Consider the following 13,582-nt stretch of genomic DNA (forward strand, 5'->3'; position numbering starts at 1 on the left):
AGGCATATCCGACATAAGATTGGTCACTTTATGCCTGCAAATATAATAAAAAGAATAATCTAAAAAATTAATGGTAAATATTGCTGTTCTGTATGTACAATTTCATCCCGTTTCCCTTCATATAAATCTTGTATTCCTGATTTATCCTCCCGTCTTCCACATGGATAAGTTCATTTTTAAAACCCTCCTGCAGGATGATATAATTCATACCGGTTCCTTTAAGATCCTGGGTTACTTTATTCATATCACCTTTTTGCCATAAAGCCGATTGATTTGAGTTTCCAATCATCGACAGATCCAATTCGTTCCTGTCACCTAACTGGTACAGGGAATATTGATTGGACGACCCTTTCTGCCAGGCATTGGTAATATTATTATCCCCTCTTTGAACCAGATAGATCAAATTTTCTCCCTGTCCGGCTGTATTTATCTGGTCAATTTTTACGCTATTCCGGGATCCCTCCTGAACCACCAAAGTTTTATTGTTGGTGCTTTGCTGATAAGGAATGTCATAATAATACTCGCTGATCAGTTGCTCCAGCCATACTTCCTCTTCATGAACACCCTGTGATAAGGCTGGATAAGCAGTAATTACAATAATCACCGTTATAATTAATTTAAGGCTCCTCTTCATAAGTACAGATTATTAATAAGATTGTTGTGACTAGATTTAAGTTCTTATGTTTAACAAATTTAATTTATTTCTGGTTTATTTTGCTAAAATTTTCGATTCCCTTTTGTGAAATCACCATTCCCGCCTTGTTCTGATTCACAATCACATCGTTTCTGACACCAATCTGTTCCACATCCAGGATACTTCCATTCAGCGATTCTGCCCAACTCGATCCTATCCCCGAAATATTGTTTTCTTCACCATACTGAAATACATTAAGGGCACTGCTTTTCGATTGACTGACCTCAACTTTGTTCCCCTTTCCGCTTTGCTCCAGATTGGCGGTGTTGTCGTTGTCTTTTTGGACAAGCATCACCTGTTGATTATACGATTCCTGGGATAAAATAGCTACATTGTTGTTATCGTTTTGGATAATCAGGCTCTGATTATGGTTACCCTGAATGGATTTTATTTCTGAGGTGTTTTTATCACCATATTGTTTGGTAATGGATTTGCTGTAATTGATAATATCCTGGCTGGCAAAATTTTCATCTCCGATCTGCTCAATAAACAGGAATCCTGATTCTACCCCACGATGATATTGGGTAGCCACATTCCCTTCTCCTGTCATATTATTGATCTGCCGTATAAACAAACTGGTGCCGGTCAATTCTTCCATTGTTTGGGAAGCAATATTGCCGGATCCATACTGATAAATTTCCTTATAATTATCCAGTGCATTCGCATTGGATAATATTTGTGAACTGGCGTAATTATTTTTACCGTATTGAATAATATTTTTAGGCTCAGAAGTATTTTCCTGCCAAATATTCTGGTGAATCACCAGTTCATTGCCATCACCAGCTTGTTGCACAGCATTATGGCTTGTGTTGGAATAAGAGTTTATGGGTGTATTGTTAAACTGGACAAAATCCTGACGGTTACCGCCATATTGCATAATGAAGGTTTCTGCTTTTTCCGGTTGAGTTGTTAAAAAAGGAATAGTTTTTTGGTATTGCCGGGGCTCATATTGAGAATAGCCTCCCTCACTAAATTCCGCGTAGGGATTTGGCAACTGCTGCGCTAATACAGAAAAACCCAGCAGTACAAGTGCCGGTAAAAGTATTATATGCAAATTAATTCTCACAATGGGCAGGATTAATTACATTTCCAAATTTATAACAATTCAAAAATATCTTTGTTTGATTTTCCTGTGTCTCTAATAAAATATTCTGTGAATACCTTTAAGACCCGGGGGCTATTTACTCAAAATAAAATAACCATGGGACCTCCGGAGAGAGGCCCCATGGAAAAAACAAATATTAATACTGTGTAATGTAAGCGGTGTTGAAATCACCAATGATTTGCATATCAGCCCAGTTCATAGTTCCAAACTGAAATACATCACCGTAGTTGTTGTCACCGATGATACGGATACCGGCTTCAAACCATGCACCGTTGGGGCATCCTGCAGTGTGTGTCCAACCATTGATATTGTAGTAACCAATCTGGTCTACATCAACAGTGTTGAAATCACCAACAATGAAGGAGTTGGTTACGTTGCCTTCTCCATACTGATCAACGGTAACAGTGTTACCCTGATACTCATAATTGCTGGGGTTGCTGAACCAGTTGTCGAGTCCGATGAAAACATAAGCTTCATTGACAGTTCCATCCTGGAAAATATCAACATAGTTGTCTTTACCATGAGCAAAAGAGATTGCTTCGTTGGCAAAACCGTACTGTACAGTGTAGAATACATTGATATCACCGTTCTGGTAAATCTGAGCATCGTTGAACCAACCATCCTGATAGATGAAAGCATAGTTCTGCCATGTCCAGTTCATTTCGAAATCATCAGCCTGCATAATGCTGGCGGTGTTGGCGAAACCATACTGATAGATTTCAGCATCGTTTCCGTATCCGGGATAAGCAGTTGTAGGAGTCCAGCAAACCGGGAAGAGCGGGAAGTTCCAAACACCCTGGAGGATCTCGGCGTGGTTGCCAACACCAACCTGGTATGTGAAAGCGTCGTTCTCTGAAGCCGGGGTTCCGACTTTTCCACCGATCTGGTGTACATAAGCTGTATTAAAATCGCCAAATACATAAGAAATAGCGTCGTTATAAGCACCCTGCTGATAGTGGTTAACCCAGTTGTAATCTCCAAGAACATATACATATGAATACTGCATGTATGCCGGAGGGTTGTAACCGGTTTGGTAGGTACTTACCCAGTTGCCATCACCGAAGATTCTGTGATAGGTTTCGTTGTAATAAGCCTGGCCTCCCATATAATCCTGGGTGGTAAGGGCTGTGTTAAAGTTACCGAAAACTTCCTGGTCATTCAGGTTGTATTCGCCAAACTGGAAAGAATTGACATAGTTGTAGTCACCTTCAACATACTGCCAGTTCATGTTTCCAAGGCCAATCTGGTCGGTGTTAACGAAGTTATAGTCGCTGCCCCAAAGAGCCTGCTGTACGGACCAGTTGTCGGTTCCCCACTGATCAGCCATCATAAGGTTGCCATTGCCCCAGATATCCTGGAAAGCATAGTTGTAGAAACCGCTCTGGTATACATACTGGTCATTCCAGTTTCCTGGCCATACCCTCTGGAAGGATTCATTTTCCTCACCAAACTGGATAGCTTGCTGGTAGTTTTCATTGCCGAACCATACATACTGTCTTGCTTCGTTTGCAAAGTACCACTGCCAGATAAACTGTGCATTCATGTTACCAAACTGTATATCCTGGCGAGCATAATTAAAAACTTCCTCCTGGAAAATACCCTGGTAGTTCACATCACCGTAGTAAATGTCCTGATCGGAGAAATTAGCGAATCCGGGACCATACTGGAAAACTTCAACATAGTTCCAGTCTCCAACATAAATGTCCTGGTAAGAGGTGTTGTACCAACCATACTGATCGATCTCAGTATAGTTGTAGTTGCCGTAGATGTCCTGGAAGCCCCAGTTTTCAACACCTTGGGCAAAGATGAAGCCGGCGATGAAAATCGCGGCAACACTAAGAATCAACTTTTTCATAATTTCCATAATTTTGGGTTAGACAAAAAATTTAATTTGGTTAAAAAAGTAATCTAATAAAGGGTTTAGTGATGTCACACTTTTTCCATTAATATATAGCAAATGTACAGCAGACATTAACTTCGGTCAATGGGTATAATTACGAATTCATGCAAAGCAAAGAAGAAAAATTTCGGATTTTCTGTTAAATAATGGTTAACAGGGTGGGGAAATTACCTATTACTTATACTTACATTATAAGTCAAATCGCAAATGATCTCCTACGAATATTACCCAATATTATACAGATATTGTAAAGAACTGAACGAGTCTTTATTAAATCCAATAAAAAAGCCATGATCAAGAGATCATGGCCTTTGTTTTTACTTGCGTATATTATTAATACTGAGTGATATAAGCAGTATTGAAGTTTCCAATGATCTGCATATCAGCAAGGTTCATAGTACCGTACTGGAAAACATCACCGTAGTTATAGTCACCAAGGATACGGATTCCTGCTTCATACCATGCGTCGTTGGGGCACAGTGCTGAGTGGGTCTGTCCGGCAATATTTCCATAACCATACTGGTCAACGAGTACAGTGTTCTCATCACCTACGATGAAAGCATTGGCAACGTTGAGTGTACCGTACTGGTTAACTTCAACATAGTTGCTGTAGTATTCGTATGCGGAGGGGTTTCCGAAAGGATTGTCGAGGCCGATGAAAACATAGGCACCGTTAGCAAGACCATCCTGGAAAATGTGAACTTCGTTCTCAAGACCGTGGCCGAAAGAAATAGCGTCGTTATAAGCACCATACTGAACCGTAGTGAAGTTGTTTACGTCACCATTCTGGTAGATGGATGCAGTGTTGAAATCACCAACCTGGAGAATGTAAGCGTCGTTGAACCATGTCCAGCTGCCTTCGAAATCATCAGCCTGCATGATAGTAGCGCTGTTGGCATATCCATACTGTTCGATAACAGCGTCGTTTCCGTAGCCGGGTTTAGCAATAGTCGGGGTCCAGCATCCCGGGAAAAGCGGGAAGTTCCAAACACCCTGATAAATCTGAGCAGAGTTGGCAACACCAACCTGCCAGGTTAAAGCTTCGTTTTCAGAAGCCGGAGTTCCAACCTTACCACCCAACTGGTGAATGTATGCGCTGTTGAAGTCACCGAAGACATAAGATTCAGCAACGTTGTAAGCACCCTGCTGATAGTGGTTTACCCAGTTGTAGTCGCCATCAACATAAACGTATGAAAGCTGCATGTAAGCCGGAGGGTTGTATCCGGTCTGGTAGGTGTTAACCCAGTTACCATCACCATAGATCCTGTGGTAGGTCTCATTGTAGAAAGCCTGGCCCATCATATAATCCTGGGTAGTATTGGCGTAGTTACCATCACCAACCACCAGCTGGTCATTCAGATTGTATTCACCATCCTGATAGGAATTAACAAAGTTAAAATCACCAACTACATCCTGGATGTTAAGGTTACCAAGACCAAACTGGTCGGTATTCACGATATTGAAGTCGCTGCCAAAAAGAGCAGTCTGGTATGAAGAATTGCTCACACCAACCTGGTCAGCCATCATAAGGTTTGAATTTCCCCAGATATCCTGGAAAGCATAGTTGTAATATCCGCTCTGGTAAACATACTGATCGTTGTAGTCACCGGGCCATACCCTCTGGTAAGAGGTATTGGATTCGCCAAACTGCATGGCTTCCTGATAGTTATTATCACCGTACCATACGTGCTGATTGGCAGCGTTATCAAAGTACCACTGATAAATGTACTGAACGTTACCATCACCGTACATCACTTCCTGACGTGCATAATTTATAGTACCAACCTGATTTGCAAGCTGATAGTTAAAATCACCGTAATAAACGTCCTGATCGGAAAAGTTAGCGTATCCCGGTCCATACTGGAATACCATTACGTCGTTATAATCACCGATAACATCCTGATAGGAAGTATTGTACCAACCATACTGGTCGATTTCAGTGTAGTTATAATCGCCAAGAATGTCCTGGAAACCCCAGTTTTCAATCCCCTGAGCGAAGATATAACTTACTGCAAGAGTTGCTACTAATGTCAAAGCTATTTTTCTCATGATTTTAAATTTTTGAGTTAGATTTAATTTTATTTAGATTAAGTTTAAATAAAAACATGAGGCAAATATACGGCTATGTTATCTCCCGGGTCAATGGGTATAATTACTCATTTTTGCAAATAACAAAAAGCGGTATGAGGTGGGGAAATTACCCAGTAAATAGTCAGCAAAAAATCCGTGCGTGAAGGTGCGGTAGATTGCTATATATATTATATGGTATAAAAAAGGAAAGCCACCCTAAGGTGGCTCTCCTGGATTTATGAAAACATTCTTTAAAGAAATCAAAATGTTAAAGATCCATTTTGATACTATTACGCTAAAAATTTAAGATTGATGTACGCTAAAAATTAAGAACGCTAATTTTGGGTCAAAGAACCTTTAAAGATGTTTCCATAGTTCGTTGGGTTAAGCAGTATTTATCGCTCGGTAAAGGTACTACATCAAAAAGCCGGAATCAATGGGTAAAATCCCCACTATTTTGCTTTTTATCTTTGGGAGATTCTGAGGGAATTGAAACTTCCTTTAACATTCATTACCCCGGCAGCATCAGTTCCCAGGAACATAAGACTGGTTATTCCGCTTAAAGGAAGGGAAAGGGAGTTTAGCGTGATATTGTTACGGAGGTTATAAAGATTAAATCCCATGTAGAAATTTTCAGGAAGGGTAAAAATCTCATAATAGGGTCTGCCGTAGTTTCTTTCAAAATCATCGGGGATGAAGATATGAGTATTGAGGGTTGCATAGTTTTCTCTCTGCTCTTTGGAAATTTTTTCAACCGAATTGAGAGAATCCGGGTTAGCCGCTACCAAATCGAGATAAAAACCAAAAACATTAACAACATTCAATTGTACAACAGTATCTAAAGAAGTTTTGCTGTAGAGAGGAAAGAAAGGATTATAAGGAGAGATCCCTGCTGACAAACTATTATAATCCTGCGGTACAAGCTGAATCTTTCCGGATGATATCAAAGATTTAGTGGTGGCGGTTTTGAATGCAACTGTAAATGGATCATTATAGTTTCTGTCTTCAGCCAGAATACCGTTATCATCATAATTGGTATAAAAGTAATCTGACATAGAAGGAGAGAAAGGTATCTGTTCAATCTGAGAAGCGTTTGAATTATAAGCTTCAGTGTTTTGCCCTTGTAAATGGATAGAAATAAAAAACATGGGCAACAACATCAATATATATAGAGACTGTTTCATGCTTTCGCTTTTTTCAGGGCTAAATAAAAATATTTACAAAGAAAAGAAATTAACAGGACATTGTCAATAAGTATTTTCACCCTTTATAATGAGTTAATTTCAAATTACTTACGACAAAAACTTCAGAATAATTATTAACAACGGGATTAAAAGCTGAGAAATGAAAACTTAGGCCCGTCACCTAACTGCTTAAATATTTGGCTTTTATGTGTATCCTGAGGGCTGAGCAGACGGGTAATAGTTTCCAGGAGGTCATCATACTCAAACGGTTTACACATATATTCATCGGCACCTAACTGCAAACCATATTGTTTTTCTTTTTCCTTAACTTTTCCTGTAAGATAAATAAAAGGGATACGAGATGTTTTGGTAGCATTTTTCAGAACCCTAAGCACATCATAACCATTGATTTTAGTCATCACAATATCGCAGATAATAAGATCGGGCATTTCCGAAAAAGCAATTCTTATGGCAGCATCACCATCGCTTGCCGTTATAACATCGTAACCTTCTATCTGGAGAAGATTATTTAAGGTTCTTACCAAACCTATATCATCCTCGATAACGAGTACCTTTTTCCGTGTGTTATGAGAGAAATCAGACATTTTATAGGTTTGGGTCAGATGATTCAAATCAGTTCTTTATAAACACTACAAAAAAAGGCAATCCGCGATGCAAAAGCAATGGGTATTTTCACTGATTTGGAAAGAAACGCTCTATAAAGGCAGAAAGGAAGGGGATCAAATTTCGATCAGATTGTTTTTTATCGCATAAATGATCACCTCAACAATATTCTTTGAGTTTGTTTTAGCCATAAGGTTAGCTCTGTGTTTCTCAACCGTTCGATCGGAAATGAAGAGTTCATCGGCAATTTGTTTGATGGGGTGTCCTTTGCATGCAAGCAGCAATACCTCTTTTTCCCGTTTGGAGAGTTCAACAGGTTCTTCATCTTTAGATACATTGGCCTGGCTGTAGCTTTGATAGACCTGTTTTAGTTGACTCACCAGCTCTTCTGAAACATCAGACTGATTCTCATTGAGATAATCGGATATTCTGCGTAATTCTTTTTTTATTTCATCCTCATTCAGAAGGTGTGAGGATTTATCATGGTTCTCGCTCTCTTCAACCAAAACTCCGATTATATTCGGTTTTCCTTTAATTGAAAGGCCTTTTTGCAGGAAAATGCTACTGTCAGATCTATCTTTATTCCTGCTCAGTACGACACATTTTGTAGATACCGAATCTTCTATCCCTTTTAAAATTTTTGATAATTCACCTTTAATTTTATCGCGGTCGCTTTCAGCGATGATCTCCGTCAGGTTTTTCCCCAACATTGCTTCCTTCTGATACCCGAATATTTTACTAAAACTTGGGCTGACATCCACAAAACCATTCTCATTCAGTATAAAAATAGCATTTGGAGAAATATTGATCAAGGCCTGAAAGTTTTTCCGGCTCATCTCCAAAAACTTATCGTATTTGGTAAGTCGTGTTTTTATGGAGCCCAACAACTCGTCATTCTGAAAAGGTTTAACGATATAATCATCCGCTCCCAGCTGCAAACCAAGCCGAATATCATCGAGTTCAGACCTGCCTGTGAGGAAAATAAACGGGATCATTGAAGTGATGGAGCTCTCCTTAAGGATTTTAAACACCTGATATCCGTCAATATCTGACATACCAATATCGCAAAGGATCAGATCAGGGACCAGTTCAAAAGCTTTCTGTATGCCAATGGAACCATTTTCAGCCACATAGGCATCATAGACTTCCTGTATTCTGATCAAATTGCTTATGGCTTTTGCCAGATGGTGGTCATCTTCGATGATAAGAATGACCTTTTTATTGTTCTGATCGTTCATAGGGTATATTTACGATTACTTCGGTACCTTTATCCAACTTACTAATAATATTTATATTCCCTTTTAAGAGATCAACACATCTTTTAACGATGGATAATCCCAAACCGGTTCCTTTTATTCCACGGGTGTTTGATCCGCGATAAAATGACTCAAACACCTGGCTCAACTCATCATCAGGAATTCCGATCCCCTCATCCTTTATTCGGAATTCAACCAGGTCCCCATTTTGCCTGACAGTAAACTCAACCGGTTTCCCTTCCGGTGAGAATTTCAGCCCGTTAACCAACAAATTGCTCAAAATATGATGCAGTAATTTGTTGTCGGTTTTAACCGATATATCAGGAAAGTCAAATTTAGTTAAAATTCTTCCTTGATTTTGCTGAATGGAAGAAATTTCTGTAGCAATTTTTTCACATTCAATGATCAACTGAACATCCTGCATTTCAAAACCCAGGACTCCCTTATTGGATTGATTCAACAAAGCAAGATTGTCGAGGGTTTTGGATAAAGAATGTATTGCCATGGTGGTAAGTTCGAAGGCATCGTTCTGAATGCTCTGGTCTAAATTATATCTGAATTTTTTCAGTAATTGCAGATTAGAATAAATGACTGAGATAGGAGTACGAAACTCATGAGAAATAGTTGAAATTACCTGTGATTTAAAGTTATTTAGCTCGACCTGCTTGTTCAGTTGCTTTGTGTAATCCTCTTCCAGTTTCTTCCTCCTGGATACGTCTCTCAAAGCCATTAAAACACCTAAAGGCTCTCCTGTAGCTGCACAATAAATATTAACTGAAGCTTCTACCCATATAGTTTCAGCACTGGAGTGAATCATCCGGAATTCAAAAATCCTGGCATATTTCTGTGGTTCTCCGTTATCTCGTAATGGAAAACGTATTTCCCTGAAATAATCAATAACCTGCCGGAACATTTCAAGCGATTCTTCATTGAATACCTGTGAAGGATTCAAGACCAAAAATTCATCAGGTTGATAACCAAGCAAGGGATATACCGACTGACTGACAAAACTTTCCTCCGCCGGGTCGAAAGGTATCATCCAGATGGTATCACTGATGCTTGCGGCAATGAATGCCGCAATATCCTTATTCTTTCTGATATTTTCAGCGTACTTTTCGGGCAATTCGATTTAGTTTAGATTAAGGGAATCGGCCTTTTGATTTGAAGCATATTACCCAAATTAGTTCTTTATACGTTAGAAATTAAAAAAAGATATGACCTGATTAACACAATTGCAAATTATAAGTATCGGGAAATATTAACACAAAGTTACAGGCGACAGGTTGCAAGCGACAACTCATCACTCATCACCTACACTACCTGTAGCCTGTAACCTACAGCCTGTAAACATAGAACAGGTAACTTGGTATTTATCATTCCTGATACTCATTTTGCAAATATACATTTTTTATACCATAATTATATAAGTAGTCAGGAATTAAACAAATGAATATTATAGTGTTATAGTTGAATATTCGTGCACAATTATCGATAATCCGAAATCATCTTTTTTCTTTGTAACTTTCACGAAACATAAACGTCCTTAAAAAAAAGAACGATTTCCGGTGAAACCAGCAAAATGACCGCAGGGGAGTTTAACAAAATAGTGGAACTTTATGCCGATGGTGTTTATCGTTTTATTCTCAAGAACTTAAAAAATGAGGATAAATCGAAAGATATTGTTCAGGATTCTTTTGAAAAGCTGTGGATCAAATCGGGAGAGGTTTCGTTTGAAAAAGCCAGAACGTATTTATTTTCCACAGCTTATCATACCATGATTGATAATCTGCGAAGAGAAAAGCATGCGATCAACTATTTGGCTTCAAAAGATATAGGACATGCAGATCCTTCAGAAAGCTTTGATTTACCGGAAATCTTAAACAAAGCCCTGGAAAAGCTCCCGGAGATCCAACGATCGGTATTGCTGTTAAGAGATTATGAAGGATATAGTTACCAGGAAATCTCCGGCATTTGTGATCTCACTGAATCTCAGGTTAAAGTGTATATATACCGGGCCAGGATGGCCATGCAAAAATATTTGGTAACACCCGAACTGATTGTTTGAAAATGAGAATAAGCAGAAATAATTACGAAGAGCACTTTCTAAGCTACCTGGAAGGGCAGTTAACGCAGGAAGAAGTTGCTCAATTGCAATTATTCCTCGCTGAAAATCCGGATCTTGAGTTGGAACTGAATAAAATGGGATCCTGTATCCTTAAACCGGACAAGCACATCAAGTATCCTTTCAAACAAAGCCTTAAGGTTGAATTCATCGCATCGGATGCTGAAATAAACCAGGAAAATCTTCACCTTTATTGCATTGCTTTCCTGGAAAATGAGCTCTCACCTGCCGATACCGGTAAATTCAGGAAATACCTTGGGAATAATCCCGAAGCAAACGCTTTACTCAATTCATTCAGGCAAATTAAACTCACACCGGAAACTGAGATTCACTTTCACGGGAAAAAAAGTCTGAAAAAGACATCGGGTGCGGCAATGATAAATTTTTCTGCCGGAACAAAGTATTTTATCAAAATAGCAGCTGTTTTTCTTTTACTGGCAGGAACAGGAGCTCTGATTTGGCATACAGGGCAAAAGAATACTGATCGCACGCAAAATGACAATATCTTTGTTTTACATCCTAAAACTTCCGCAGGCATAGAGCTTTCGGAACAGATAGCTCCTCCTCCACCCGCCATCCGTATTGAATTAGCAAATCTCCCTGAAGCAAGAAATGGATACACCATAAGCAGGATCCAATTCCAAAGCTGTAGTAGCATCAAATTACCCCATACAGCAATGCCGCCAATAGCCAAAACACTTTCTGCTGATCAACTTCTGGCCATGGATACGGATATTTCCTCAAATAATGTCCAAACAAATGAAAACCCAAAATCCAAAACCCTGGTTGGGAAGATACTAAGGAATCTCAGCGGGAAAATCTCAAACAGACTCGATCCGGCAAAAGAGATAATAGACTTTGATGACAAGGAAAAGATCACATTCTGGGATGTGGCAGAAAGTGGCATCAAGGGTTATAACTTTTTAACCAATAATGACTATGAGCTGGTCCGCGAGGTTAATAAAAATGGTAAAACCCGCTTTATAACCATCCAGGAAAGAGATGAGATTAATATTGCGTTAACCCCCTGACCGGTAAAAAAGAATCCTTCCTGCTGTAACAAAAAAAATACAGTAAACGTCTCAACACAAAAAGTCGAACTTTAAAACACTACAACCATGTTAAGGAAGAGAATAGCAAGAATCTTATTTGCAAGTATGATCATTTGCATATGGACGGTTACCGGCTCCTACGCCCAGGAAACGGACAAACCAAGCACAAAAGAAAAGACTAAGGAAGCCGCCAAAGTGGAAAGCAGTGCTCACAACGATACGACCGAAGTGAAGGTTGCCGGTCTGGTTGTTGAGGTAATTGAAGACGATTCCACCCAGGTCACGGTTGGGAGGCACAAGATCATTGTCGACGAAGATGGGAACGTCAAATACCGGAAATGCTGCCGTCAGAAATTCAACGGTCATTGGGCCGGGGTTGAACTGGGTGTGAACGGTTTCCTGACAAAAGATTACAATATGGATTTTCCGAAGGAATATGAATATCTGGATCTCAGGATGGAAAAATCACTGGTGGTAAATATGAATATCTGGGATCAGAATTTTGCGCTTACAAAAAACAAGAAATTCGGATTTCTGACCGGTATCGGGTTTAGTTCACATAATTACCGATTCCGGGAACAGACAACGTTAACATCCGATTCATCGACCCTGGTTGGATATATAGACAGGGGTGTATCTGAGAGAAAATCCAAACTTGTAATCAACTATCTTACCATTCCGCTTATCTTCGAATGGCAGACCAATGAATACTGTAAGGCAAACAGTTTCCATTTCGGTGCAGGTGTTGTATTTGGAATCCGGTTTTCCTCTCATACCAAGAAATATTTTGAGGAATTCAACAAAGAATACTATCTGACCTGGTACAACCCAGATACGGATAAATATGAAGATAAATGGAAAGCGACCTCTCCGGGCACTTCCATTTCAAAAGACTTTGATGATTTTCATCTGAATCCGTTCAAGCTTTCAGGGACAGTAAGAGTTGGATGGGGTTTTGTGAATCTTTTTGCCAATTATTCATTTACAACGCTTTTCCGGGAAAATAAAGGTCCCGAGTTGTACCCCTTTGAAGTAGGATTGTCTTTGGTTGGCTGGTAAAGATACACCTGAACCGTTACTTTTTTTTAGAGACTGCCGTTGCAAATGGCAGTCTCTTTTTTATTAATTTTGCCCATTGATTTCGATTTTTAATTAAAAGATTCGCAACCAATTAAACACAAATCCCATGTCAGGTCATAATAAATGGTCAACGATTAAAAGAAAGAAAGGAGCGTTGGATGCAAAGCGGTCCAAGATCTTCTCCAGGATCATCAAAGATATAAGGATAGCAGTCAAAGAAGGCGGGCCTGACCCGGAAGGCAATCCAAGGCTGCGATTGGCCATATCCAATGCCAAAGGGGCCAGCATGCCCAAGGACAACATCATACGCGCGATCAATGCCGGAAAGGAAAAAGACGGTTCAGATTTCGTGGAGACAACCTATGAAGGGTATCTTCCCAACGGTATTGCCGTATATGTTGAATGTACCACGGACAACCTGCAACGCACCGTAAGTAACATAAGAGCCATATTCAACAAATACGGAGGGAACCTGGGTACAAACGGGTCGCTTAG

12 protein-coding genes are annotated in these 13,582 nt (G+C 39.6%); 4 read left to right on the top strand and 8 right to left on the bottom strand.

Annotated features, from left to right (window positions below):
- Positions 1–67: 67 nt before the first annotated feature.
- From KKA81_04640 to KKA81_04675, 8 genes are all read right to left on the bottom strand, one after another.
- Positions 68–634, bottom strand: a complete 567-nt coding sequence (locus tag KKA81_04640; GenBank protein ID MBU2650201.1) for a hypothetical protein — start codon at positions 632–634, stop codon at positions 68–70.
- 64 nt (positions 635–698) lie between these two features.
- Positions 699–1,760 carry a hypothetical protein gene (locus tag KKA81_04645; GenBank protein ID MBU2650202.1) on the bottom strand — a complete coding sequence of 354 codons (1,062 nt, stop codon included), beginning with the start codon at positions 1,758–1,760 and terminating at the stop codon, positions 699–701.
- Positions 1,761–1,935: 175 nt separating this feature from the next.
- Positions 1,936–3,654 (bottom strand): hypothetical protein, encoded by a 1,719-nt coding sequence (locus KKA81_04650; protein ID MBU2650203.1) that lies wholly within the window; start codon positions 3,652–3,654, stop codon positions 1,936–1,938.
- A 378-nt stretch (positions 3,655–4,032) separates the two neighbouring features.
- Complete coding sequence (locus KKA81_04655) at positions 4,033–5,748, bottom strand: hypothetical protein (GenBank protein MBU2650204.1); 1,716 nt, start codon at positions 5,746–5,748, stop codon at positions 4,033–4,035.
- A gap of 485 nt (positions 5,749–6,233) precedes the next feature.
- On the bottom strand, positions 6,234–6,953 hold the full coding sequence (locus tag KKA81_04660) for a hypothetical protein (protein MBU2650205.1): 720 nt from the start codon (positions 6,951–6,953) through the stop codon (positions 6,234–6,236).
- Between the two features lie 146 nt (positions 6,954–7,099).
- Positions 7,100–7,558 (bottom strand): response regulator, encoded by a 459-nt coding sequence (locus KKA81_04665; protein MBU2650206.1) that lies wholly within the window; start codon positions 7,556–7,558, stop codon positions 7,100–7,102.
- Positions 7,559–7,693: 135 nt separating this feature from the next.
- Complete coding sequence (locus KKA81_04670) at positions 7,694–8,815, bottom strand: response regulator (protein MBU2650207.1); 1,122 nt, start codon at positions 8,813–8,815, stop codon at positions 7,694–7,696.
- Positions 8,796–9,956: a PAS domain-containing sensor histidine kinase gene (locus KKA81_04675; GenBank protein ID MBU2650208.1), complete on the bottom strand. Its 1,161-nt coding sequence runs from the start codon at positions 9,954–9,956 to the stop codon at positions 8,796–8,798. The genes KKA81_04670 and KKA81_04675 overlap by 20 nt, the downstream gene beginning before the upstream one ends.
- Before the next feature lie 456 nt (positions 9,957–10,412).
- Between KKA81_04675 and KKA81_04680 the strand changes: the two genes are divergently transcribed.
- The 4 genes from KKA81_04680 to KKA81_04695 form a co-directional block, all read left to right on the top strand.
- Entirely contained in the window at positions 10,413–10,898 is a 486-nt protein-coding gene (locus tag KKA81_04680; GenBank protein MBU2650209.1) for an RNA polymerase sigma factor, read from the top strand.
- 2 nt (positions 10,899–10,900) lie between these two features.
- Entirely contained in the window at positions 10,901–11,986 is a 1,086-nt protein-coding gene (locus KKA81_04685; protein ID MBU2650210.1) for a hypothetical protein, read from the top strand.
- Positions 11,987–12,073: 87 nt separating this feature from the next.
- Positions 12,074–13,066 (top strand): PorT family protein, encoded by a 993-nt coding sequence (locus KKA81_04690; GenBank protein MBU2650211.1) that lies wholly within the window; start codon positions 12,074–12,076, stop codon positions 13,064–13,066.
- Between the two features lie 127 nt (positions 13,067–13,193).
- A partial coding sequence (locus KKA81_04695) for a YebC/PmpR family DNA-binding transcriptional regulator (protein MBU2650212.1) occupies positions 13,194–13,582 on the top strand: 389 nt, incomplete at its 3' end.

The sequence above is a fragment of the Bacteroidota bacterium genome (genome assembly GCA_018831055.1).
GTDB lineage: Bacteria > Bacteroidota > Bacteroidia > Bacteroidales > B18-G4 > M55B132.